Raw genomic sequence first — 24389 nt, forward strand, 5'->3', positions numbered from 1 at the left:
GGCGCGCAGGCCCGTAAGGGCGGCGGGGCGCGCGGGAAGGGGGCGAATCAGCAGGAGGGGCGACACACGCAGCCCGCGTAGCGGAGCAGGTCCATGTGAACCCTCCGCCACAGGCGTACGTCGTTGCCGGTCATGTCGGCGAGTGAACCACGAGTGCCCGAGGGCGGTCAATCGATCACAGGGGCGGGTGTGGCGGGGGCGCCGGCCGGAGCACCCGCCCGTACCGTGTCGGCCGCCGCGTACAGCTCGGCCGGACGGACCCCCGCGAAGGTCGCGGCGAGGTGCCCGTCGGGACGCACCAGGAGCACGGTGTGCGCCGGGGCCCCCGGGTAGGCGTCCGCCACCAGGAGTTCGGCCGGCACCGGCAGGGCGGTCACGGCCGCGGCGAGCCGCGGCATCAGCCCGGCCCCCGCCCAGTGGCGCCGGTCCCACACCCCGGTCCCCGGTGCCACCAGCAGCACCAGCAGCTTCCCGCGCCCCAGCAGGTCCCGCAGCGGGACGGTGGATCCGTCGGGCGCGGACACGGGCACGTTCGCCACGGGCCCGCCCGGCTCCGTGTCCGTCGGGACCTCGCGCACCGCCACCGGCGGCCCGTACACCGGCCGGCCGCCCAGCGGGCCCCGGCCCAGGTGCCCGTCGGTCAGCAGGCCCTCGGCCGACCGGCCCGACCCGGGCAGGAGGCTGCGCAGGCCGGCCCCGCCGCGCAGCACCGGCAGGGCCTGGTCGGCGGCGCGCAGCCGGGCGGCGACGGCCGTGCGCCGCTCGCCCTCGTAGCTGTCGAGCAGGGCCTCGGAGGCGCCCTGGTGCCAGTCCAGGGCCAGCTTCCAGGCCAGGTTCTCCGCGTCGCGCAGCCCCTCCTCGACGCTCTGGGTGCCGAGCGCGCCCAGCAGGTGCGCGGCGTCCCCCGCGAGGAAGGCCCGGCCGTCGCGCCAGCGCCGGGCGAGGCGGTGGTGCTGGATGTGCACGCCGGTGTCGATGAGGTCGTACGGGGGGGTGCTGCCCCCGCACCAGAGCGCCAGGGTGTCGCGGATCAGGGTGACGAGGGCGTCCGGGGTGACGAGTTCCCCGCGCGGCGGCAACAGCCAGTCCAGCCGCCAGATCCCGTCGGGCAGCGGCCGGGCGGTGATCTCCTCGGGGCCGGACGGCGGGTTGCGGTGCAGCAACGCCTCTCCGGGCCAAGGCAGTTCGGCGCGCAGCGCGGCCACGGCGTGCCGTTCGACGGCGGTCCGGCCCGGGAAGCGGATGCCGAGCAGCTTGCGCACGGTGGAGCGGGCCCCGTCGCAGCCGACCAGGTGGCTGCCGCGCCACCAGGTGGTGTGCCCGCCCCGGGTGTGCACCGTGACCCCGCGCCCGTCCTGTTCCAGGGACTCCAGCTTGGTGTCGGGGGCGAGCTGGACCAGGGGGTGGGCCGCTGCGGCGGCGCGCAGGCCGCGCGCGAGGGCGTGCTGCGGGAGGTGCAGGGGGCCGGGGCGGTCCTCGAAGGTGATCCGCCGGACTTCCTGACGCCGCCTCATGGTGCGCCAGGCCGCGTACCGGGCGCCCTCGTCGCCCAGGGTGGTGCAGCCCAGCCGGTGCACCATCGCCGTCGTGTCGGAGTGCAGGACGACGCTGCGGGCGGGCCGGGGCTCGTCCTTGCCGGGCCCTTCGTCGAGCAGGACGGAGGGCACGCCGTGGCCGGCCAGGGCGAGGGACAGGGAGAGTCCGACGGGGCCCGAGCCGACGACGATCACCGGGTCCATGATGCGGCTCCCGATGTCCGGTATGTGATCACAGAACGTATGCAACCCACTGGAGGTTCCGGCGTCAAGTGACCCCGGTCCGGACGAAGCAGTGTGGTGCGGCGGAGAGTCCGCCGCACCACACAGGCTACGCGTCACACCGGGCTGACCGGACGTCAGCCCCCGCGGGTCAGGCCGCCGGGGCCTGCTCCCCGGCCTCGGCCACGGAGATGGCCGCGCCGGTGCTCTTCTTCGACTTGCGCAGCCGGCCCTCCAGCCACGAGGCGAAGGAGGTGAGGGCGAAGTTCACCGCGATGTAGACCAGGGCGATCACCACGAGCGTGGCGATGGTGTTGCTGTAGTTCGCCGAGATCTGCCGGTTGGCGGCGAGGAGCTCGGTCAGGCCGAGCAGCGAGCCGCCGAGGGCGGTGTCCTTGAGGATCACCACCAGCTGGCTGACGAGGGCGGGCAGCATCAGCGTGACGGCCTGCGGGATCAGCACGTGGACCATGGTCTGGCCCTTGCGCATGCCGATCGCCTTGGCGGCGTCGCTCTGGCCGCGGGGCAGCGACAGCACGCCCGCGCGGACGATCTCGGCGATGACGGCCGCGTTGTACAGCACCAGACCGGTGATCACCGCGTACAGCGGCCGTATGTCGGAGGACACGGCGGGCACGAACTGCACGAAGAAGGCCGAGCCGAAGATCATCAGCATCAGCACCGGGATGGCGCGGAAGAACTCGACCACCGCGCCGACCGGAATGCGCACCCAGGCGTGGTCGGAGAGCCGGCCGATGCCCAGCAGGGCACCCAGCGGCAGGGCGATCACCATGGCGATCGCGCCGGCCTTGAGGGTCTCCCCGAGCCCGGGGAGCAGGTAGGTGGTCCAGACCCGGCCGTCGGTGACGAACGGGCTCCACTTGTCGGCGTCGAGCTGGTGCTTGTCCGCCATGACGGACAGGATCCACCAGGCGGCGAGCGCGAACAGGACCAGGAAGACGGCCGTGTAGATCCAGTTGCGGGCCCTGGCCTTGGGGCCGGGGACGTCGTACAGCACCGCGCTCATCGCTTCACCGCCACTCGCTTGGCCACCCAGCCCAGCAGCAGACCGGTGGGCAGGGTCAGCAGGCAGAAGCCGAGGGCGAAGATCCCGAAGACGGCGAAGAGCGCGTCCGCCTCGTTCTCGACCATTTCCTTCATCAGCAGGGCCGCTTCGGCCACGCCGATGGCCGCCGCCACCGTGGTGTTCTTGGTGAGGGCGATCAGTACGTTGGCGAGCGGCGCGATGACCGCCCGGAAGGCCTGGGGGAGCACGATCAGGGTGAGCACCTGGAAGAAGCTCAACCCCAGCGCACGGGCGGCCTCGGCCTGACCCACGGGCACGGTGTTGATGCCCGAGCGCAGCGCCTCGCAGACGAAGGTGCCGGTGTAGGCGCTCAGCGCGAGGACGGCGAGGCGGAAGCCGGTCTCCTTGAACGTGCTGCCGCCCATGTTGAAGCCGAGGGTCTGGCTGAGGCCCAGCGAGCTTCCGATGATCAGCAGGGTCAGCGGCGTGTTGCGGACCAGATTCACGTACGCGGTGCCGAAGGCCCGCATCAGCGGGACCGGGCTGACCCGCATCCCGGCCAGGACGGTGCCCCAGACCAGGGAGCCCACCGCCGAGTAGAGGGTGAGCTGAACCGTCACCCAGAAGGCTCCGAGCAGGTCGTACTGCCCGGAATCAAGAAAATCGAACACGATGCCCTGCGCTCTCCCCAGGATGGCCGGCGAGGCGCGCCGCCGCCCGCGGACGGGCGGACGGCGGCGCGCACCTCACCGGGAAATCAGCTGCCTTCGGTGATCTGCGGGGCAGGCTCGTTCTTGTAGTTGGCCGGGCCGAGGTTCTTCTTCACGGCCGCTTCCCAGCTGCCGTCCGCGACCATCTTCTTGAGCGCGGCGTTGATCTTGGTCTGGAGGTCCTTGTCGCCCTTCTTCAGACCGATGCCGTAGTTCTCGTTGCTCATCTTCAGGCCGACGAGCTTGAACTTGCCCTTGTTCTTCTCCTGCGCGGCGTAGCCGGCGAGGATCGAGTCGTCCGTGGTCAGGGCGTCTACGCCCTTGTTCTCAAGGGCGGTGAGGCACTCGGAGTAGCCACCCTGCTGGAGCAGGTCGGCCTCAGGAGCCAGGTCCTTCTTGACGTTCTGCGCCGAGGTGGAGCCCGTGACGGAGCAGAGCTTCTTCTTGTTGAGGTCCTCGACCTTGGTGATCGAGTTGTCGTCGGCGCGGACCAGCAGGTCCTGGTGGGCCAGGAAGTACGGGCCCGCGAAGTCGACCCTCGCCTTGCGCTTGTCGTTGATCGAGTAGGTGGCGGCGATGAACTTCACGTCTCCGTTGGAGATCATGTTCTCGCGCTCGGCGCTGATCGCCTGCTTCCACTCGATCTGGTCCGGCTGGTAGCCGAGCTCCTTGGCGACGTACGTGGCCACGTCCACGTCGAGGCCCTCGAACTTGCCGTCGGGGGTCTTCAGGCCCAGGCCCGGCTGGTCGAACTTGATGCCGATGGCGATCTTGTCCGACTTGCCGCCGCCGGACGTGCCCGCGTCGCTCGCGCCGTCCTTCGTGCCGCCGCCACAGGCGGTCGCCGTCAGAGCGAGGACGGCGGCCGTGGCCACTGCCGCGCCGGCCTTGAGAACCTTCATGGTGAACTTCCCTCGGGTGAGACGTTGTTGAACGACGAGCTGGACACGTCGTGTGCGACGGCGGGTGCCGTCGACCGGATCACTACCAGACGCGGGCGTCAGTGGTGCAGGATCTTGGACAGGAAGTCCTTGGCGCGGTCGCTCTTGGGGGCGCTGAAGAACTGCTCCGGGGCGGCCTGTTCGACGATCTTCCCGTCGGCCATGAAGACGACCCGGTTGGCCGCAGAGCGGGCGAAGCCCATCTCGTGCGTGACGACCACCATCGTCATGCCCTCGGCCGCGAGCTGCTGCATGACCTCCAGCACCTCGTTGATCATCTCCGGGTCCAGGGCCGAGGTGGGCTCGTCGAAGAGCATCACCTTCGGGTCCATCGCCAGCGCCCGGGCGATCGCCACGCGCTGCTGCTGACCGCCGGACAGCTGCGCCGGGTACTTGTCGGCCTGGGAGCCGACGCCGACCCGGTCCAGCAGCGACTGCGCCTTCTCCGCGGCCGTCGCCTGGTCGGTCTTGCGGACCTTGAGCTGACCCAGCATCACGTTCTGCAGCACCGTCTTGTGCGCGAACAGGTTGAACGACTGGAAGACCATGCCCACATCGGCACGCAGCCGGGCCAGTTCCCGGCCCTCCGAGGGCAGTTCCTTCCCGTCGACCGTGATGGTGCCCGAGTCGATGGTCTCCAGCCGGTTGATGGTCCGGCACAGCGTCGACTTGCCCGATCCCGAAGGACCGATCACCACGACGACCTCGCCGCGGGCGATGCTCAGATCGATGTCCTGAAGCACGTGCAGCGCGCCGAAGTGCTTGTTGACGTTGCTCAGTACGACCAGGCCGTCCGCGGCACCCGCCGCGTCCTGCGCGTCCTTGGCCACTGATACTCCGCTCATCGGCTTCTTGCTCCGTCCTCCGTCGGTTGGCAGGACAGTAGTGAGGCGGCGCGCACACCGTCACGACATCTGAGCGAGAATTGAGGATAACGATAGGGACTCGCCCCGATACGCTCCGTGCGCCGGGCACACATGCGCACCGCGTACGCGTACCGGGTGCATAACGGAAGACTCGCCGGACCGGAACCCCCTTGACGTGGGACTCTTCATCGGCGTGGATGCATGGTGGCCATCTGCCACCCGAACGGAATCCGAAGAGCGAGAGAAGGAGAGGGGGACGACCATGAGACTGCTGCTCGTCGAGGACGACGACCACGTCGCCGCCGCCCTGTCCGCGATCCTCGCCCGGCACGGCTTCCAGGTCACCCATGCCCGCAACGGCGAGGAGGCCCTCCAGGCGCTGCTGCCCGGCGGGGCCAAGCCCTCGTCCTCCCCCTACGGGGTGATCCTGCTGGACCTGGGCCTGCCCGACCAGGACGGCTACGAGGTGTGCGGCAAGATCCGCAAGCGCACCAGCACGCCGGTGATCATGGTGACCGCCCGCGGTGACGTCCGCTCCCGCATCCACGGCCTGAACATGGGCGCCGACGACTACGTGGTCAAGCCGTACGACACCGGCGAACTCCTCGCCCGCATCCACGCCGTCGCCCGGCGCACCGGCGGCTCCGAGGACATCGCCGACACCGACGGACCGCCCCAGCCCCCCGGGGTGGTTCGGCTCGGCCCGGTCGTCGTCGAGCTGCCCACCCGCCGCGTCACCGTGAGCGGCACCGACGTCCCCCTCACCCGCAAGGAGTTCGACCTCCTGGCCCTGCTCGCGCAGCGGCCCGGCGTGGTCTTCCGGCGCGAGCAGATCATCAGCGAGGTCTGGCGCACCAGCTGGGAGGGCACGGGCCGCACCCTCGAAGTCCATGTCGCCTCGCTGCGCTCCAAGCTCGGCATGCCCGCGCTCATCGAGACCGTCCGCGGGGTGGGCTACCGGCTCGTCACCCCGGCCGCGCCCTAGCGGGGTCCCGCCGTGCGCGCCCGCCTGCTCCCGCTCCTCGTCGTCCTGATGGCGGGCGTGCTGCTCGCCCTCGGGTTCCCGCTCGCCGTCAGCCTCGCCGCCGCCCAGCAGCAGCGGGTGGTGGTCGACCGGATCGACGACAGCGCCCGCTTCGCCGCCCTCGCCCAGTTCGTCATCGACGCCGAGGGCTCCGGCGCCACCGGCGCCGACGAGCGGCGCGACACCCTCCAGCTGGAACTCGCCCGCTACCAGGAGCTGTACGGCATCCGCGTCGGCATCTTCTACCGTGACGACAACGCCATGGTCCGCGCCCCCGGCTGGTGGCAGCTGCCCGACTCCGGCGAGGCCCGGCGCTCCTTCGAGGAGGCCCTCGCCGGACGCCGCAGCCACGACCCCGGACAGGTCTGGCCCTGGCAGGTCGACGGCAGACTCCTCGTCGTCTCCCCGGTCGTCCTCGACGGTGACGTGGTCGCCGTCGTCGCCACCGAATCACCCACCGACCAGATGCGCGCCCGGATCCTGCACGGCTGGCTGCTCATCGCCGCCGGGCTCGCCGCCGCCATGCTGGCCGCCTTCGGCGCCGCCCTGCGCCTGACCGGCTGGGTGCTCAAGCCCGTACGGACCCTGGACGCCGCCGCCCACGGCATCGCCACCGGACGCATGAACTCCCGCGTCGCCGCCGCGAGCGGACCCCCGGAACTCAGACGCCTGGCCCGCTCGTTCAACGAGATGGCCGACAACGTCGAAGAGGTACTGGAGCAGCAGCGGGCGTTCGTCGCGGACGCCTCCCACCAGCTGCGCAACCCGCTCGCCGCGCTGCTCCTGCGGATCGAGCTCCTCGCCCTCGAACTCCCCGAGGGCAACGAGGAGATCGCCTCCGTGCGCACCGAGGGCAAACGCCTCGCCCAGGTGCTGGACGACCTCCTCGACCTGGCGCTGGCCGAGCACGCCTCCGCCGAGATCAAGCTCACCGACATCGGCGCCCTCGCCACCGAGCGGGTGGCCGCCTGGCGGCCGTACGCCGAGGAGAAGGGCGTACGGCTCCGCGAGACGGGCCGCTCCGCCGTCACCGCCTGGGCCGACCCCATCGCCCTGTCCAGCGCCCTCGACGCCGTCATCGACAACGCCCTGAAGTTCACCCCGGCCGGCGAGGAGGTCGAGGTCTCCGTCTCCGCGGAGGGCTCCAGCGCCCTGGTCGTCGTCGCCGACCGCGGACCCGGTCTGACCGAGGAGGAGCTGCTGCGCGTCGGCGACCGCTTCTGGCGCAGCGGCCGCCACCAGAACGTCAAGGGCTCCGGACTGGGCCTGTCCATCTCCCGGGCCCTGCTCGCCACCGGCGGCGGCACCATCTCCTACGCCAAGAACCCGCCGCACGGGCTGCGCGTGACGGTGGCGGTGCCGCGCACCGGCCCGGACACCGGCTGAGCCCCCGCCGCCCGGCCCGTCACCAGCGGAACCGGGCGAGGGCCGGCGCCGAGACCGCGTACGCCTCGTCCACCGCCCGCACCTCCAGGGCGGCCGCCCGCTCCCGCCCCGCGCGGCCCAGCCGGGGCAGGTACAGGGCCGTGCCGCAGGTGCCGCCCAGGAAGCGGCGGGTGCCGTCCGGCAGGCGCCGGTACAGCTCGTAGTGCCGGACCGGCCCGGGCGCCCGGCCCCAGGACAGGCGGAGCTCGGCCTCCGCGCCCCGCCGGGCCGAGGCGTCGACCTTCAGGTGCGGGGGCGGGGCCGGGTGCCGGGTGGCGGCGGTGTCGCGCAGCGAGAGGGCTCCGAGCCGCCAGGACACCGGTGTCGTCCCGCGCGCGGTGATCCGTACGGCAAGGGCGTACGCGGTCTCCCCGGCCAGCGCCGCGAGGGGGATCCGGGAGGTCCGCCAGCCGGAGTCGGCCGCGCCGGCCCGCAGCCAGGTGTACGGGACGGGCCCGCCCGGGGCGGCCGGCTCGCGGACCGCGATCCCGAGTTCGACGTCGAGCTCGACGTCGAGCGGTACCGGGCCGCCGCCCCGGTGGACCAGCTCCGCGACCGTGCCGGGGGTCAGCGGCAGCCGGACGGCGTGCAGGCCCACGGCGGCGGGGGCGGTGAGGGCGCCCGTCACCAGCAGGCTGGAGCCGCCGCGCCAGGCGTCCGCGAAGTCCAGGGACACGTCCGGGCGCCTGCCCGCGGTGTCCACCACCCAGCGGCGGCCCGGGAGCCGGTCCTGGAGCCCCAGGTGGTTCCACGGGTCCGCCGAGACGGCCCGGCCCTCCTCGTACCAGCGCAGCCCGTGCCCGGTGTTGAAGGAGCAGGCGAACGGGAGCCCGTCGACGGTGGACCGGTCGGCCACGGCCGTCGCGGGCGCCCGCCAGACCGCACCGGGCGCGGGCCGGGCCGGGTCCAGGGACTCGCCCGTCCAGAACCGGTCGTCGGCCCGGTGGAAGGCGCCGGGGGAGCGGTCCGCCAGGTGGCCCAGGGTCCACTCCGGCCGGTAGAAGCCGAGGCTGACGACGTGGTCGCGGCCGCGCGGCACGATCGCGTCCCAGCGGACCTCGGAGTCCCAGCCCCGGGACTCCACGTCCACCGCCGCCCACAGCTCGTGCCGGGAACGGCCCAGCCGCTCGGCGAGGGCGGCGGAGGAGGTCAGCGAGGCGGGCGTCCAGCGGAAGTCCACGAACATCGTGTCCGCGACCCGGCCCGCCCGGTCCTCGAAGAACTCCTGGTTGAGCGCGTCCAGCGCCCCCCGCCAGCCCACCGCGCCGGTGCTGTCCATCGCGTCGTACCAGGTGATGCGCAGCCCGTGCCGGGCCCCGGCGGCCCGCAGGGCGCGCAGGAACTCCCGCATCCGGCCGGCCAGGGCGCTGTCGCCGCCGTCCGTCTCGGCGTTGACGAACCAGCCGTCGAACCCGTACGCCCGCGCGACCTCCGCCAGCTTCTCCGCGAGCGGGAAGCGGCCGTCGGGGTCGCGCCGGACCAGGTCCCGGGTCCAGCGCAGGTCGCCGCCGTAGGCGACGGGCGGCAGGAAGACGTTGCCGAGGACCCGCACCCCGTTGCGGTGGGCCGCGTCGACCACGGGCGCGTTCGGGGCGAGGACCAGCCCCTCGCCGGCCGAACCGCCCCAGAACACCAGCTCGTCGAGGTACGCCCAGTGCGTCAGCGCGTAGAAGTCGGCGGTCGCGGAGCCCTGGGAGGGGTTCGCGGCCGTGGGCCCGAACGAGACGAGGGAGGTGATCCGGGCCTGGCCGGCGCGGGCGCCCGCGTTCGCCGGGACCGGGGTGAACCGTGGGGCCAGGGGGATGCTCGCGGTGTTGTGCGCCAGGTCCGGATCGGCCTGCGGGGTCCACTCCTTGAGGGAGCGCCAGACGACCCCGGGGCCGGGAGAGCCCTGGGGGAGGGAGTCGGGGAACCAGTAGGAGGCGTACGGGGCCAGGCCGCCGGGCTCCGGTGCGCGGGTGGGCACCGGGGCGGAGGCCGCCTCGGCGGGTGCGGCGCCGGAGGCGAGCAGGGCGGCCGCACCGGCCCCGGCGCCCAGGGCCAGGAGGGTGCGGCGCGTCGGCCGTAAGGGGGCGTCGGTACGAGGACCGGCGCCGTTGCCGGGTTCGGACATGCGGGGGCTCCTCGGGGTGGGGGCGGGGTGGGACGGGCGCGGTCGGGTCGGTCGGGCGGCTGCCACCCGGGTCAGCTCATGACGTCCTGCACGCGGAGCACCTCCGTGATCCCGCGCGCGGCCAGGCGCACCGGGTCCTGGGCGTGCTCCGCCCGCACCACCGCCGGACGCACCCCCTTGGCCGCCAGGACCGCCCAGGCTTCGAAGAAAGCCCCGCCCGGGGCGCAGAGCGACCGCCGCGGCCCGGTGTCCAGGGCCAGCGCGGTGGAGCGCACCGGCGGGCGGTGCTCCCGCCCCCGCCAGGCCCCGGCGATCCCGGCCACCGCGGCCCCGGCCGGCTTGGTCCGGCGGTCGTTGGTGAGCAGGCCCAGCCCGTACTCCAGCTCGGGGAAGTCGGCCAGCTCCCGGGACACGTCGTGCGAGCACCACCAGGTGACCCCCCACAGGCCGGGGCAGTCCAGCGCGGCCGCCAGCGTGGCCTCGGTGAACTCCGCCGCGTGCTCGGGCGGGATCAGCGGCGCGGGCGCCCCGACCTCCTGGAGCCACACCGGCCGGTGCGCGTCCTCGGCCCAGGCCTTGGCCAGCTCGATCAGGTACGCGGCGTGCTGCTCGGTGGCCGTCCCGGCGCGCCCGTGGCGCTGCGCCGTGCCGTTGAACACCCACGCGTGCACGGCGGTGGCCGCGCCGAGGCGGGCCGCCTGGGCCGGGGTGAAGGGGTGCCCGTCCTGGAACCAGACGGCGTCGTACTCGGCGTGCAGGTGGAACCGGCCGGGCGCGCCCTCCTCGCAGGCGGCCAGCATCCGCTCCAGCCAGCTCCCGGCCTGGCCGGCGGTGATCCGGTCGGGGTCGGGGTGGGGTGCGTCGGAGAACTGGTTGACCTCGTTGCCGACGGTCATCCCGAGGAAGTTGGGCCGGGCGGCGAGGGCCGCGGCCAGGGTGCGCAGGTACTCCTCCTGCGCGGCCACCACGTCGGGGTCGGTGAAGATCCCGCGCCGGTGCCAGGTCGAGGTCCAGGCGGGCAGGAAGTCGAAGCTGGAGAGGTGCCCCTGCAGGCCGTCCACGTGCACGTCGAGGCCGCGCTCGGCGGCGGCGTCGGCGAGCGCCACGAGCTGCTCGACGGCGCGCGGCCGGATCAGGGTCCGGTTCGGCTGGAAGAGCGGCCACAGCGGGAACACCCGTACGTGGTCCAGCCCCAGCGCGGCGACCGAGTCCAGGTCGGCCCGCACCTCGTCGGCGTCGAAGTCCAGCCAGTGGTGGAACCAGCCCCGGGCGGGGGTGTAGTTCACGCCGAAGCGCAGGGTGCGGGGGCGGGCGGCGCGGTCCATGAGGGGTCCCGGAGTTCAGGGGGAATTCGCCGGACGCCCTCAAACTTCCGGGCCGGTCCTGGCAAAGTCAACAGGGCGTCCGGAGGCCCTCGTCCGAATTCCGGCGGCGGGGTACTTATGCGCTTCAGCCGTTCCGGCACAAGGGCGGCGGGGGCAAGCGGTCGCCGGAGCTAATGCGGTTCAGTACGGGCGCGCGTACCGGCGTCGGTGGCGAAAGGGGCAGGGGAATTCAGGCCGTGCGGGCGGCCGGTGGGCCGCGCCGCCGGTGCGGACCACCGGGGCCGGATCGCGTACGGTCCGGCCAACGAGTCCACGTCGACCACGTCACCGAGGGATGAGGCAGGCACGGCCATGGCCCGCAGACCCACCATCAAGGACATCGCCCGCCAGGCCGGGGTGTCGGAGAGCGCCGTCTCCTTCGCGCTGAACGGCAAGCCGGGTGTCTCCGACGCCACCCGCGCCCGGATCCGCGCGGTCGCGCAGGAGCTCGGCTGGCAGCCCAACAGCGCCGCCCGGGCCCTGTCCGGCGAACGCTCCGGCGCCGTCGGGCTGGTCCTGGCCCGCCCCGCGCACACCCTCGGCTCCGAGTCCTTCTTCCTGCGGCTGGTGTCGGGCATCCAGGAGGTGCTCTCGGCGGCCGGGACGGCCCTGCTGTTCCAGGTGGTGGAGGACGTCGAGGCCGAGTGCGCGGTCTACCGGCAGTGGTGGGCCGAGCGGCGCGTGGACGGGGTCCTCGTCGTCGACCCCCGCACCCGCGACCCGCGCCCCGCCCTGCTGACCCGGCTGGGGCTCCCGGCGGTCGTGATAGGCGGCGGCGCGGGAACGCCCCCGACCCCCTGGCGCCCCGAAGACCCGCCCCGCCACGGGGCCGACGCGCGGGCCGCGGAGGGCCGGGCCGTCGGTGAGGGCGGGGACAGCCGTGACGCGGGTGCCGCCGTGGGGGCCGGGGATGCCAGGGATGCCGGTGCCGCCGTACCGGCCGACGACGCCGGGGACGGCCGGGACGGTGGGTTCGGGCCGGCGGTGGTGCGGGCCGACGACGCGCGGGCCATGACCGAGGTCCTGGACCACCTCCACGGCCTCGGCCACCGCCGCATCGTCCACATCGCCGGCCTCCCCGGCCTCGCCCACACCGCCCGCCGGGTCGCGGCGCTGCGCGCCGAGGCCGACCGGCTCGGGCTGCCGCCCGGCCGGGTGCGTTCGGTGCCCACGGACTACTCCGACACCGAGGGCGCCGCGGCCACCCGCCGGGTCCTCGCGGAACCGGAGCCGCCGACCGCGCTGGTCTATGACAACGACGTGATGGCGGTGGCGGGCAGCGCGGTCGCCGCCGGACTGGGCATCCCCGTGCCCGGCCGGCTCTCCATCGTGGCCTGGGACGACTCGGCCCTCTGCCGGGTCAACCACCCTCCGCTGACCGCCCTGGTCCGCGACACCGCCGGGTTCGGCCGGCTCGCCGCCGAGGAACTGCTCCACGTCCTGGCCGGCGGCCCGCCCCGGGTCCGCGAGAGCGAGCTGCCCCGGCTGGAACCCCGCGGGAGTACCGCCCCGCCCCCGGCCGCATACTGAAATCCGGCCCCTTTTCAGGAGTTCAGGAGCGCCCCCGTGACCACCCCCACCCCAGCCCTCCCCGTCCCCCGCCCGGCCGCCGCGGTGTCCGCCGCCGCCGAGGCCACCGGTCCGACCGTGGCGGTCGACATCGGGGGGACGAAGATCGCCGGGGCGCTGGTGCACCCCGACGGCACGATGACCGCGGCCACCCGCCGCCCGACCCCGCGCGGGACGGACCCGGAGGCGGTCATGGCGGCGGTCGCCGAGGTCGTCGCGGACCTGTCCGCGGACCCGCTGTGGGAGCGGGCCGTCCGCTGCGGCGTCGGCAGCGCGGGCCCGGTCGACACCTCGCGGGGCACGGTCAGCCCGGTCAACATCGGCGCCTGGCGCGGGTTCCCCGTCCAGGAGCGCATCGCCGCCGAACTCGGCGCCCGCGGGGCCCGGATCCCGGTGGTCCTGGCCGGCGACGGGGTGGCCATGACGGCGGCGGAGCACTGGCTCGGCGCCGCCCGGGGACACGCGAACGCCCTGTGCATGGTGGTCTCCACCGGGGTCGGCGGCGGGCTGATCCTGAACGGCCGGCTCCACGCCGGCCCCACCGGCAACGCCGGCCACATCGGCCACATCAGCGTCGCGTTCGACGGCGAGCCCTGCGCCTGCGGCGGCCGCGGCTGCGTCGAATCCCTCGCCTCCGGCACCGCCATCGCCCGCTGGGCCCGAGACCAGGGCTGGACCGGCCCCGACCCGACGGCGGCGGGCGTCGCCGCCTCCGCCGCCGCGGGCGACCCGGTCGCCCTGGCCGCCTTCGACCGCGCCGGGCGCGCCCTGGCCGCCGCCATCGCGGCCACCGCCACCCTGGTCGAGACCGACATCGCGGTGATCGGCGGCGGGGTCGCCGCCAGCGGGGACACCCTCCTCGGGCCGGTCCGCCGGCACCTGGCCTCGTACGCCACCCTGTCCTTCGTCCAGGACCTCAGGGTCGTCCCGGCGGCCCTCGGCACCCACGCCGGGCTCATCGGCGCGGCGGCCGCCGCGATGATGCTCGCGCCCGCCGGCTGACCCGCCTCAGGGCTTGACCGAGCGGTAGTACCGCCGGGCCCCCTCGTGGAGGTCCAGCGGGTCGGTGTAGATCGCCGTCCGCAGGTCCACCAGCTGCGCCGCGTGCACCTCGTGCCCGATCCGGTCCCGGCTCTGGATCACCGTCTGGGTGAACTGCTCCGTCAGCCGGGCGTCCGTGCCCTCCTTGGTGACCAGCAGGTTCGGGACGGCCAGCGTGGCCACCGAGGAGGTGTTGCGGGCCCGCGCGTACGCGTCCTGCGGCATCACCGCCGCCCGGTAGTACCGCGCCGGGCTGCCGCTGGCCTGGAGCTGCTCCACCAGGTCGCCCAGCTGGACGAGCCGGATGTCGAAGCGCTCCGACAGCTCGCGCACCGCGTTCGTCGGCAGTCCGCCCGACCAGAAGAAGGCGTCGATCCGCCCCGCCTGGAGCTCCGCCGGCATGGTGTCGATGCCGATCGCGACGGGGGTGATGTCGTGCAGGGGGTCCAGCTTGGCCGCGCGCAGCAGCCGCTCCGAGATCAGCCGGACCCCGGAGCCGTCCTGGCCCACCGCGACCCGCTTGCCCCGCAGGTCACGGGCCGACTGCACCGGCGACCCAGCCGGGACCACCAGCTGCACGTAGTCGTCGTACAGCCGGGCGCAGCCGCGCAGCTGCTCCGCGCCCGGCTTGCCGTCGGCCCGGTACTGGCCGACCGCGTCCGCCGTCGCGATGGTGAAGTCCGCCTCGCCCGACGCCACCCGCCGGAGGTTCTGCTGCGAGCCCTCACTGGTCTCCAGCCGGACCTTGACGCCGGGCATGTCCTGCGCGAGCGCCTGCTCCAGCAGCTGCCCGTAGCGGTGGTAGACGCCGGTACGGACGCCCGTGCTGAAGGTGAGCTTTCCGGTCAGCGCGGGCTCCCCGAAGGGGCGCAGCCACCACAGCAGCACCCCGAGCACGGCCAGCACGGCCACCAGCCCCACGAGGAGGCGGCGCGGGCTGACACGGGGTGGTACGAGGGGCATGCCCGCGATCCTCCCACCCGCCCCACGCTCCTGTCACGACCCGCCCCCCGCCCCGGAGCCCACCCGCCTCCGGCCCGCCCGCCCCACGCCCCGCCCGCCCGGCCCCTGCCAACAGCCCGCCTTCCCCGCCCGGCCCACAGCCCGGCCCGCCCGGCCCGCCGTCCGGCAAGTCGCCTTCCGCGTCCGGCCCCCAACCGGCCCGGTTTCCAGGCGGTGGCCCGCCCGGCCTGCCCGGTCCCGGGTCCGGGCAGGCCGGCCCGCCGTCCGGGCCCGGCCGGGGGTCTTCTCCACCGCCGGGCCCACCGTCCGGCCCGGTCCGGCCCCGGGGCAAACGCCGGCGGATTCCGCCCCGTCGCCCCCTCGTCGGGCCGGCCCGACCCCGCCTCCCCGCCGCAGGCCCCCGTTCCGCACGGCCGGAGTGCGGGCGGCCGCGCCGACTCCGCGGCAGCTTCCGGCCGTCCGGGCGGCGCCGGTCCCCTCGGCTACCCGCCGGAGCCCGGTTCCGGCGGCAGGGCCGCGCGGAGGCGGGCCAGCAGGGCGCGGGCCGCCGGGCCCGACGGGCCGTCGGCGCGCCAGGCCAGCGCCACCCGGCCGCTCAGCTCCGGCCCCGTGATCCGCAGCACCCGCACCCCCGGGCCCGCCTGCGCGTGCGCCCCCTCCGGGATCACCGCCACCCCCAGCCCCCGCGCCGCCAGCCGGGCCAGCACCGCCGGAGCGGCCGCCTCGAAGTCCACCCGGGGCGTGAACCCCGCCTCCGCGCAGGCCCGCTCCAGCACCCCCCGCATCCCCGTTCCGCGCGGCAGGCCGATCAGCGGCCGCCCACGCAGCGCCGCCAGCGGAACGGCCCCGTCCACCGCCTCCCGCAGGAGCGGGTCACCGGCCCGTACCGCCGCCACCAGCGGCTCGTCGAGCAGCAGCCGCGCGGTGATCCCCTGCGGCGGCTCCCCGGCCAGCCCGATCACCGCCAGGTCGAGGCGCCCGTCCCGCAGGGCGGCCAGCATCCGCTCCGAGGTGTCCTCGGTCAGCGCCATCTCCACCCGCGGGTGCGCGTCGTGGAAGTCGCCCAGCAGCGCCACCAGGTCGAACGAGTCCATCGCCGCCCCGGCCGCCCCCGGTATCAGCCCCAGCGCCACCCGGCCCCGCAGCAGCCCGGAGAACTCGTCGGCCGTCCGCCGGATCCCCTCCACCGCCGCCAGCGCCGCCCGCGCGTGGACCAGCACCGCCTCGCCCGCCTCCGTCGGCGTCACCCGCCGCCCCGACCGGTCCAGCAGCCGCTGCCCCAGCTCCCGCTCCAGCTGCCCGACCTGCGCGCTCACCCCCGGCTGCGACACGTGCAGGCGCCCCGCGGCCCGGGTGAAGCCGCCCTCCTCCACGACCGCGACGAAGTACCTCAGCTGAGCCAGTTCCATGAGCGGCGATGTTAGATCGCGGAGCCGCCCCGCCGCGGGCCTGCGCCGTACGGGGGACGGGGGGCTCCCCGGCACCGCCTACCCTTGTTCCATGACCAGCAGCAGCGACCGGAGCACGGCAGTGGTGGACCCCAAGGGAACTTACGAGGTGCGCACCTACGGGTGCCAGATGAACGTGCACGACTCCGAGCGGCTCTCCGGTCTGCTGGAGGACGCCGGCTACGTCCGGGCCCCCGAGGGCTCCGACGGCGACGCCGACGTGGTCGTCTTCAACACCTGCGCGGTGCGCGAGAACGCCGACAACAAGCTCTACGGCAACCTCGGCCGGCTCGCCCCCATGAAGACCAAGCGCCCCGGCATGCAGATCGCCGTCGGCGGCTGCCTCGCCCAGAAGGACCGCGACACCATCGTCAAGAAGGCCCCCTGGGTCGACGTGGTCTTCGGCACGCACAACATCGGCAAGCTGCCCGTCCTCCTGGAGCGCGCCCGCGTCCAGGAGGAGGCCCAGATCGAGATCGCCGAGTCGCTGGAGGCCTTCCCCTCCACCCTGCCGACCCGCCGCGAGTCCGCGTACGCCGCCTGGGTCTCGATCTCCGTCGGCTGCAACAACACCTGCACCTTCTGCATCGTCCCGGCGCTGCGCGGCAAGGAGGAGGACCGCCGCCCCGGCGACATCCTCGCCGAGGTGGAGGCCCTGGTCGCCGAGGGCGTCTCGGAGATCACCCTGCTCGGCCAGAACGTCAACGCCTACGGCAGCGACCTCGGCGACCGCGAGGCCTTCAGCAAGCTGCTGCGCGCCTGCGGGCAGATCGAGGGCCTGGAGCGGGTCCGATTCACCTCCCCGCACCCCAAGGACTTCACCGACGACGTCATCGCCGCCATGGCCGAGACCCCGAACGTGATGCCCCAGCTGCACATGCCGCTCCAGTCGGGCTCCGACCCGATCCTGCGGGCGATGCGCCGGTCCTACCGGCAGGAGCGTTTCCTCGGGATCATCGAGAAGGTCCGCGCCGCCATCCCGCACGCCGCGATCTCCACCGACATCATCGTGGGCTTCCCCGGCGAGACGGAGGAGGACTTCCAGCAGACGATGCACGTGGTCCGCGAGGCCCGCTTCGCCAGCGCCTTCACCTTCCAGTACTCCAAGCGCCCCGGCACCCCGGCCGCCGAGATGGAGGGGCAGATCCCCAAGGAGGTCGTCCAGGACCGCTACATGCGCCTGGTCGCCCTCCAGGAGGAGATCTCCTGGGAGGAGAACAAGAAGCAGGTCGGCCGCACCCTGGAGGTCATGGTCGCCGAGGGCGAGGGCCGCAAGGACGGCGCCACCGCCCGCCTGTCGGGCCGCGCCCCCGACAACCGGCTGGTCCACTTCACCAAGCCGGACGAGGAGGTCCGCCCCGGCGACGTGGTGACCGTGGAGATCACCTACGCGGCCCCGCACCACCTGCTGGCCGAGGGACCGACCACCGCCGTGCGCCGCACGCGGGCGGGCGACGCCTGGGAGAAGCGCAACGCCGCCCCGGCCCAGCCCCAGGGCGTCATGCTCGGCATCCCCACCCTCGGCGTCCCGGCCCCGCTGCCGGTGGCCACCTCGGGCTGCGCGATCGACTGACCCGCGACCCGACCGGAAGCCGCCCGGATCGCTCCCGGGAACCTTCCCGGCACCGGTGCGGCGGCCCCCGGGGCGCCGCACCGGGACGTCTGGCCCGATCGGCACGACACCGCCTAGGCTGCGGATCATGCTCGTAGCCGCAGCCGTCTGCCCCGCCCCGCCGCTCCTCGTGCCGGAGGTCGCCGCCGGCGCCGCCGCCGAACTCGACGGGGCCCGTACCGCCTGCTCCGACGCCCTCGCCGTGCTGGCCGCCTCCCGGCCCGACGTGCTGGTCGTGGTCGGCTCCTGCGACGCCGACCACCAGGGGACGTACCCGCAGGGATCCCGAGGGGGCTTCCACGGCTTCGGGGTCGACGCCGAGGTCCGGCTGGGCGAGGGCGAGGAGGGGCCGCGCCTGCTGCCCGCCTCCCTGGCGGTCGGCGCCTGGCTGCTGGGCCGCGCCCGCTGGGGCGCCGCCCCCGTCGAGGGGCTCGCCGTCGCGGACTCCCTGGAGGCCGCGCGCTGCCTGGAGACCGGCCGGGAGCTCGCCGGCGCCGACGAGCGGGTCGCGCTGCTGGTCATGGGCGACGGGAGCGCCTGCCGCACGCTGAAGGCCCCGGGTTACCTCGACGAGCGCGCCGCCGCCTTCGACACCGCCGCCGGCCGGGCCCTCGGTTCCGCCGACACCGACGCGCTGGCCGCGCTGGACCCCGTACTCGCCGCCGAGCTCCAGGCGGCCGGGCGGGCGCCCTGGCAGGTGCTCGCGGGCGCCGCCGAGGGCGCGGGCCTGGGCGGGCGGCTGCTGTACGAGGACGCCCCGTACGGGGTCGGCTACTTCGTGGCCGCCTGGTCCTGACCGGGAGCGCGGGGGAGCGCCCGCACGGCGAAGGGGCGCGGGACCCTCGGTCCCACGCCCCTTGATCCTGCCGGCGCCGCTGCGGGCGCCCCGTCTCAGGAAGCCGCCGGCGGCGTCGGCCCGCCGGGGGCGTCCTTGTGGGCGACCTTGCCCAGGGCGTCCTTCGCCTTGTCCGTACCGGTCGTGATCCGGTCGCTGTACTTGCCATGGGTCTTGGAGTCCACGACCTTGGCGACCTTGTCCAGGCCCTCGCCGATCCTGCCCTCGTGCTTCTGCGCGAGGTCGCCGACCTTCTCCTTGGCCGGAGCGAGCTTGGCCTTCAGATTGTCGAGCAGGCCCATGGGTCACCTTCCTGGGGTCCCCCCGGACGGAGCCCGGGGGAGCGGTGGCTATGTACGGGCGCCTTCGCCGGTCTCGCTGTCCGCGGCCACCTCGGCCGACTGCTGCTTGGGGATCTCCACGGCGGCCTCCGCCGCGGGAGCCCCGGCCGCAGCCGCCTCGTCCTCCCCGGCACCGTCGGCCGGCTCGGTCGCCGCGGCCGGCGTCTCCGCCGTGGTGGCCTCGGCCGCGACCTCCTCGGTCACCGCTTCTTCCTTACGACGAAAAATCCGGTCAAAAACGCCCATGTCTACTCCCATAACGTTACTCGTGCGGGTGAAGTTCCGCTGTGGCCGGACCGGCCTCCACCAGATGTGCGCCAGGCGCGCGCCGGGCCGGAACCTCTTCAAGGCAACGACCCCGGACACCCCCCGTCACCTCACCCGATCGGGTACATGACGGTGTCTTGACCGGGGGCTGCGAGACTGTTCCGGTGAGGAATGCAGCCCCCGCCCCGCGGGTCATCGCCGTCGTCGGTCCCACCGCGGCCGGAAAGTCCGACCTGGGCGTCGCCCTGGCCCGCCACTTCGACGGCGAGGTCGTCAACGCCGACTCCATGCAGCTCTATCGGGGGATGGACATCGGCACCGCCAAGCTGACGATGGACGAGCGCGGCGGCGTCCCGCACCACCTCCTCGACATCTGGGCCGTCACCGAGACCGCCAGCGTCGCCGAGTACCAGCGCCTCGCCCGCGCCGAGATCGACAAGCTCCTCGCCCAGGGCCGCACCCCGGTCCTCGTCGGCGGCTCCGGGCTCTACGTCCGCGGCGCCCTCGACGCCATGGAGTTCCCCGGCACCGACCCCGAGGTCCGCGCCCGGCTGGAGGAGGAGGCCACCCTGCGCGGTCCCGGAGCCCTGCACGCCCGCCTGGCCGCCGTCGACCCGGCCGCGGCCGCGGCGATCCTGCCCGGCAACACCCGCCGCATCGTCCGGGCGCTCGAGGTGATCGAGATCACGGGCAAGCCCTTCACGGCCAACCTGCCCGGCCACGAGTCCGTCTACGACACCGTCCAGATCGGCGTCGACGTGGCCCGCCCCGAGCTCGACGAGCGGATCGCGACGCGCGTCGACCGGATGTGGGAGGCCGGACTGGTCGAGGAGGTGCGCTCCCTGGAGGCGCGGGGCCTGCGCGAGGGCATCACCGCCTCCCGCGCCCTGGGCTACCAGCAGGTACTGGCCGCCCTCGCCGGCGAGTGCACCGAGGACGAGGCCAGGGCGGAGACGGTGCGGGCCACCAAGCGCTTCGCCCGCCGCCAGGACTCCTGGTTCCGTCGCGACCCCCGGGTCCACTGGCTCAGCGGAGCCGCCGCCGACCGCGGGGAACTCCCCGGACTCGCGCAGTCGTTGGTCGAACGAGCGGTCACAGCCTGATCACGTGATGGCATCGGGAAGCCCCGTGCGCCCGTCGCAGGCCCCCGACCGTGCCATCATCAAACTTCTGAACAGTGGCGTGCGGAGTCCGAAGTGGGGAGGGCGCGTGGCTATGGAGGCCGGCCCTCGGCGAGACACCGGGCGGGACGACACCGAGCGGGAGACGGACGTACCCAGGTCCGCCGCGCCAGCGGCGGCGAATGAGTCCGTCGCCGCGCCAGCGGCGGCCAATGAGTCCGTCGCCGCGTCGGCGGCGGGCAACGAGCCGGTCGCCGCGCCGGGAGCCCCCGGCGGTCCGGACGGTCCCGACGGGCTCGGCCTGCCCGCCGACCCCGCCCGGCTGACCACCGACGGCCCCGAAGCGCCCGAGCCCGGCAGCGAGACCGCCGACACCCCCGCCGTCGAGGTCGAGCTGCGGCCCCAGCGCAGGCTGCGGATCTGGCAGATCGCCCCCATCGTGATGCTGGCCGCCGCCGGCTCCCTGATGTTCGCCTTCCCCCTCGCCTTCGAGTTCGGCGACGGCGGCGCGGTCGTGGCCATGCTCGGCTTCCTCATCAGCTCCTGCGCGGGCGGCTGGGGCATGATGGCCGCCCGCCGCGTCGGCTACTCCTGGCCCGGGCTCCCGCCCCGGGGCAGCGGCCGCCGCCCCGACTGGCGGATCGCCGGGCTGTACGCGCTGGTCGCGCTGGCCGTCGTGGCACTCGCCGTCTACCGTGTGGCACGCCTGCGCTGACCAGCGCCGACACCGCGCCGACCGCGCTCCGACCGCATGTCGAGCCCACCGGCCGGGGCCGTGTCCCGCTCGGTACCATGGGCTCGTGACGCACACCACCCTCCCCTTCCTCAAGGGCCACGGGACCGAGAACGACTTCGTGATCGTCCCCGACCCGGACAACGCCGTCGACCTGCCGCCCACCGCCGTCGCCGCCCTGTGCGACCGCCGGGCCGGCATCGGGGCGGACGGTGTGCTGCATGTGGTGCGCTCCGCCGCCCACCCCGAGGCCGCGCACCTGGCCGGCGAGGCCGAGTGGTTCATGGACTACCGCAACAGCGACGGCTCCGTCGCCGAGATGTGCGGCAACGGCGTGCGCGTCTTCGCCCGCTACCTCCACCACGCCGGACACGTCGAGCCCGGCGACTTCGCGGTCGCCACCCGCGGCGGGGTCAAGCAGGTCCACCTCTCGAAGACCGGCGACGTCACCGTCTCCATGGGCAGCGCCCGGCTCCCCGAGGGCGAGGTCACCGTCTCCGTCGGCGACCGCTCCTGGCCCGCGCGCAACGTGAACATGGGGAACCCGCACGCCGTCGCGTTCGTTGAAAGCCTCGACCACGCCGGAGACCTGCTGAGCCCCCCGCCGTTCAGCCCCGCCTCCGCCTACCCCACCGGGGTCAATGTCGAGTTCGTCGTCGACCGAGGCCCGCGGCACGTCGCCATGCGCGTCCACGAGCGCGGCTCCGGCGAGACCCGCTCCTGCGGGACCGGCGCCTGCGCCGTCGCCGTGGCCGCCATCCGGCGCGACGGAGCCGACCCCGCCGTCACGGGAGAGCCCGTCTCGTACACGGTCGACCTGCCCGGCGGTACCCTCGTCATCACCGAACACCCCGACGGTCGCATCGACATGACCGGACCGGCCGTCATCGTGGCCGCCGGCGAGTTCGAAGCGGACTGGCTCAGGGAAACTGCCTTCGCCTGAAGATTCCCTCTCTTGGGTGATCCGTTTCACGCTGAGCGAGAGGCGGACTGCGCCACGTGGTGGGGTCGGTAACATCAGGCACCGGCCCTGAGGGCTCACCCCATGCCCGCCACCGCCGGTCGAAGCCGCCGGAGGTGCCCATGAGTGCAGAGGCCACGAACCCCGAAGCACATGCCGAAGTGCGCCCTGAGCTGCGCAGACGTGGCCGGACCAGGCTCGATCTGCGGCGCCTGGGCCGAGCCGCCCTGCTCGGGCCCGCGTCCCGGGACCGCCTCCCGGACGCCATCGGACACGTAGCAGAAGCGCACCGCGCCCACCACCCGGACGCGGACCTGTCCATCCTGCGCCGTGCGTACCTCCTGGCGGAGTCCTCGCACCGGGGCCAGATGCGCAAGAGCGGTGAGCCGTACATCACACACCCGCTCGCCGTCACGCTCATCCTGGCCGAACTCGGCGCCGAGACCACCACCCTGACGGCCTCCCTGCTGCACGACACCGTCGAGGACACCGAGGTGACCCTCGATCAGGTCCGCGCCGAGTTCGGCGACGAGGTCGCCTTCATCGTCGACGGCGTCACCAAGGTCGAGAAGATCGACTACGGCGCCGCCGCCGAACCCGAGACCTTCCGCAAGATGCTCGTCGCCACCGGCAACGACGTCCGCGTCATGTCCATCAAACTCGCCGACCGGCTGCACAACATGCGCACCCTCGGCGTGATGCGCCCCGAGAAACAGGCCCGCATCGCCAAGGTCACCCGCGACGTCCTCATCCCGCTCGCCGAACGCCTCGGCGTCCAGGCCCTCAAGACCGAGCTGGAAGACCTCGTCTTCGCGATCCTGCACCCCGAGGAGTACGAGCGCACCCGCGCGCTCATCGCCGCCCACTGCGGCGCGGACGACCCCCTCCTCGCCATCGCCGACTCCGTACGCACCGTCCTGCGCGAGGCCGGCATCACCGCCGAGGTGCTCGTCCGCCCCCGGCACTTCGTCTCCGTCCACCGCATCTCCCGCACCCGCGGCGAACTGCGCGGCCCGGACTTCGGCCGCATCCTCGTCCTCGTCGGCGAGAACGCCGACTGCTACGCCGTCCTCGGCGAACTCCACACCTGCTTCACCCCGGTCGTATCGGAGTTCAAGGACTTCATCGCCGTCCCCAAGTTCAACCTGTACCAGTCGCTGCACACCGCCGTCGCCGTCCCCGAGGGGTACGTCGCCGAAGTCATCGTCCGCACCCGGCAGATGCACCGCGTCGCCGAGGCCGGCGTGGTCGCCCTCGGCAACCCCTACGCGACCGGCGAGGGATCCGACTGCGAGGGCGTCGACCCCACCCGGCCCGGCTGGCTCTCCCGGCTCCTCGACTGGCAGCAGTCCGCACCCGACCCCGACACCTTCTGGACCGGACTGCGCGCCGAACTCGCCCAGGACCGCGAGATCACCGTCTACCGCGCCGACGGCGGCACCCTGGCCCTGCCCGCCGGGGCCGGCTGTATCGACGCCGCCTACGCCCAGTACGGCGAGGCGGCCCACGGCTGTATCGGCGCCCGCGTCAACGGGCGCCTCACCTCCCTGTCCGCCCCGCTCTCCGACGGGGACACCGTCCAGCTGCTGCTCGCCCAGGACGCCTCCTCCGGGCCCGCCGCCGACTGGCTGGAGCACGCCAAGACGCCGGCCGCCCGCATCGCCATCAGCAGCTGGCTCCAGGCCCACCCCGAGGGCGCCGTACCCGCCGCCGCGGCCCCCCGCGCCCCCCTCTCGGTGCCCGGGCTGCGCGGGGGCGGGGGCAACGCCGTCGCCGACCTCCCCGACGCGCACGTCCGCCTCGCCGGTTGCTGCACCCCCGTCCCGCCGGACGCGGTCGCCGGGTTCGTCGTCCGGGGCGGCGCCGTCACCGTCCACCGGGTGCACTGCCCGGCCGTCGCCCAGATGCGCTCCCTGGGCCGCACCTCCGTCGCCGTGCACTGGCGGGCCACCGCCGACTGCCGGGTCACCCTGCTCGCCGAATCGTTCGGCCGCCCCCACCTGCTGGCCGACCTGACCGAGGCCATCGCCCGCCAGGGGGTCGAGGTAGTCTCCGCCACCGTCGAGCCGCCCGTCGAACAGCGGGTCCGGCACAGCTACACCCTCCAGCTGCCCGACGCCTCCTTGCTGCCCGGGCTGATGCGGGCCATGCGGGACGTGCCCGGCGTGTACGACGTCGGCCGGGCCTGAGGGGGACACCGGGGGGCGAGGGGGGAGGGCGGGGCGGGGGGCCGCCGGGGGAGTCTCGTTCGGGTGGATCCGTCGCGCGCCG

22 protein-coding genes are annotated in these 24389 nt (G+C 74.3%); 10 read left to right on the plus strand and 12 right to left on the minus strand.

All coding sequences use genetic code 11. The features are described from left to right. Positions 1-47 precede the first annotated feature (47 nt). The 6 genes from ACFY0O_RS17500 to ACFY0O_RS17525 form a co-directional block, all read right to left on the minus strand. Entirely contained in the window at positions 48-134 is an 87-nt protein-coding gene (locus ACFY0O_RS17500; RefSeq protein ID WP_311318651.1) for a putative leader peptide, read from the minus strand. A 33-nt stretch (positions 135-167) separates the two neighbouring features. Then, the gene (locus tag ACFY0O_RS17505; RefSeq protein WP_388947558.1) at positions 168-1739 is read right to left on the minus strand and encodes an FAD-dependent monooxygenase; all 1572 of its coding nucleotides are present in this window, start codon (positions 1737-1739) and stop codon (positions 168-170) included. A gap of 169 nt (positions 1740-1908) precedes the next feature. Beyond that, positions 1909-2784, minus strand: coding sequence for an amino acid ABC transporter permease (locus ACFY0O_RS17510; protein ID WP_388947559.1), 876 nt, complete (start codon positions 2782-2784; stop codon positions 1909-1911). Then, the gene (locus ACFY0O_RS17515; RefSeq protein ID WP_079430099.1) at positions 2781-3455 is read right to left on the minus strand and encodes an amino acid ABC transporter permease; all 675 of its coding nucleotides are present in this window, start codon (positions 3453-3455) and stop codon (positions 2781-2783) included. The genes ACFY0O_RS17510 and ACFY0O_RS17515 overlap by 4 nt, the downstream gene beginning before the upstream one ends. 86 nt (positions 3456-3541) lie before the next feature. After that, entirely contained in the window at positions 3542-4396 is an 855-nt protein-coding gene (locus ACFY0O_RS17520; protein ID WP_388947560.1) for a glutamate ABC transporter substrate-binding protein, read from the minus strand. Positions 4397-4494: 98 nt separating this feature from the next. Beyond that, positions 4495-5280, minus strand: coding sequence for an amino acid ABC transporter ATP-binding protein (locus tag ACFY0O_RS17525; protein ID WP_388947561.1), 786 nt, complete (start codon positions 5278-5280; stop codon positions 4495-4497). Positions 5281-5563: 283 nt separating this feature from the next. Here ACFY0O_RS17525 and ACFY0O_RS17530 point away from each other — a divergent pair, with 283 nt between their 5' ends. Further along, positions 5564-6286, plus strand: a complete 723-nt coding sequence (locus ACFY0O_RS17530; protein WP_388947562.1) for a response regulator transcription factor — start codon at positions 5564-5566, stop codon at positions 6284-6286. Positions 6287-6298: 12 nt separating this feature from the next. After that, positions 6299-7711, plus strand: coding sequence for an ATP-binding protein (locus ACFY0O_RS17535; protein ID WP_388947563.1), 1413 nt, complete (start codon positions 6299-6301; stop codon positions 7709-7711). Positions 7712-7730: 19 nt separating this feature from the next. Here ACFY0O_RS17535 and ACFY0O_RS17540 read toward each other — a convergent pair whose 3' ends face one another. After that, the gene (locus ACFY0O_RS17540; protein ID WP_388947564.1) at positions 7731-9863 is read right to left on the minus strand and encodes an endo-beta-N-acetylglucosaminidase; all 2133 of its coding nucleotides are present in this window, start codon (positions 9861-9863) and stop codon (positions 7731-7733) included. A gap of 71 nt (positions 9864-9934) precedes the next feature. Then, the gene (locus tag ACFY0O_RS17545) at positions 9935-11188 is read right to left on the minus strand and encodes a glycosyl hydrolase (RefSeq protein WP_388947565.1); all 1254 of its coding nucleotides are present in this window, start codon (positions 11186-11188) and stop codon (positions 9935-9937) included. 351 nt (positions 11189-11539) lie between these two features. On the opposite strand from ACFY0O_RS17545, the gene ACFY0O_RS17550 reads away from it, so the two are divergent. After that, on the plus strand, positions 11540-12757 hold the full coding sequence (locus ACFY0O_RS17550; protein ID WP_388947566.1) for a LacI family DNA-binding transcriptional regulator: 1218 nt from the start codon (positions 11540-11542) through the stop codon (positions 12755-12757). 84 nt (positions 12758-12841) lie between these two features. Then, the gene (locus ACFY0O_RS17555) at positions 12842-13798 is read left to right on the plus strand and encodes an ROK family protein (RefSeq protein ID WP_388947777.1); all 957 of its coding nucleotides are present in this window, start codon (positions 12842-12844) and stop codon (positions 13796-13798) included. A gap of 6 nt (positions 13799-13804) precedes the next feature. On the opposite strand, the gene ACFY0O_RS17560 is transcribed toward ACFY0O_RS17555, so the two are convergent. After that, a complete protein-coding gene (locus ACFY0O_RS17560) occupies positions 13805-14800 on the minus strand; it encodes a TAXI family TRAP transporter solute-binding subunit (protein ID WP_358899417.1) in 996 nt (331 codons plus the stop codon). A 482-nt stretch (positions 14801-15282) separates the two neighbouring features. Then, on the minus strand, positions 15283-16209 hold the full coding sequence (locus ACFY0O_RS17565) for a LysR family transcriptional regulator (RefSeq protein ID WP_388947567.1): 927 nt from the start codon (positions 16207-16209) through the stop codon (positions 15283-15285). A gap of 91 nt (positions 16210-16300) precedes the next feature. Between ACFY0O_RS17565 and miaB the strand changes: the two genes are divergently transcribed. Both miaB and ACFY0O_RS17575 read left to right on the plus strand, forming a co-directional pair. Further along, on the plus strand, positions 16301-17821 hold the full coding sequence (gene miaB / locus ACFY0O_RS17570; protein ID WP_358892012.1) for a tRNA (N6-isopentenyl adenosine(37)-C2)-methylthiotransferase MiaB: 1521 nt from the start codon (positions 16301-16303) through the stop codon (positions 17819-17821). Positions 17822-17948: 127 nt separating this feature from the next. After that, positions 17949-18656 carry a class III extradiol dioxygenase subunit B-like domain-containing protein gene (locus ACFY0O_RS17575; RefSeq protein ID WP_388947568.1) on the plus strand — a complete coding sequence of 236 codons (708 nt, stop codon included), beginning with the start codon at positions 17949-17951 and terminating at the stop codon, positions 18654-18656. Between the two features lie 95 nt (positions 18657-18751). On the opposite strand, the gene ACFY0O_RS17580 is transcribed toward ACFY0O_RS17575, so the two are convergent. Both ACFY0O_RS17580 and ACFY0O_RS17585 read right to left on the minus strand, forming a co-directional pair. Further along, a complete protein-coding gene (locus ACFY0O_RS17580; RefSeq protein ID WP_079430111.1) occupies positions 18752-18997 on the minus strand; it encodes an antitoxin in 246 nt (81 codons plus the stop codon). A gap of 48 nt (positions 18998-19045) precedes the next feature. Continuing rightward, complete coding sequence (locus ACFY0O_RS17585) at positions 19046-19240, minus strand: gliding motility protein (protein ID WP_388947569.1); 195 nt, start codon at positions 19238-19240, stop codon at positions 19046-19048. Between the two features lie 227 nt (positions 19241-19467). Here ACFY0O_RS17585 and miaA point away from each other — a divergent pair, with 227 nt between their 5' ends. From miaA to ACFY0O_RS17605, 4 genes are all read left to right on the plus strand, one after another. Then, positions 19468-20406, plus strand: a complete 939-nt coding sequence (gene miaA, locus ACFY0O_RS17590; RefSeq protein ID WP_388947570.1) for a tRNA (adenosine(37)-N6)-dimethylallyltransferase MiaA — start codon at positions 19468-19470, stop codon at positions 20404-20406. 112 nt (positions 20407-20518) lie between these two features. Further along, positions 20519-21139, plus strand: a complete 621-nt coding sequence (locus tag ACFY0O_RS17595; protein ID WP_388947778.1) for a hypothetical protein — start codon at positions 20519-20521, stop codon at positions 21137-21139. Between the two features lie 85 nt (positions 21140-21224). After that, entirely contained in the window at positions 21225-22100 is an 876-nt protein-coding gene (gene dapF / locus ACFY0O_RS17600; protein ID WP_388947571.1) for a diaminopimelate epimerase, read from the plus strand. A gap of 140 nt (positions 22101-22240) precedes the next feature. After that, positions 22241-24307 carry a RelA/SpoT family protein gene (locus tag ACFY0O_RS17605; RefSeq protein ID WP_388947572.1) on the plus strand — a complete coding sequence of 689 codons (2067 nt, stop codon included), beginning with the start codon at positions 22241-22243 and terminating at the stop codon, positions 24305-24307. Positions 24308-24389 lie beyond the last annotated feature (82 nt).

The sequence above is a fragment of the Streptomyces sp. NPDC001594 genome (assembly GCF_042893675.1).
Lineage (GTDB): Bacteria > Actinomycetota > Actinomycetes > Streptomycetales > Streptomycetaceae > Streptomyces.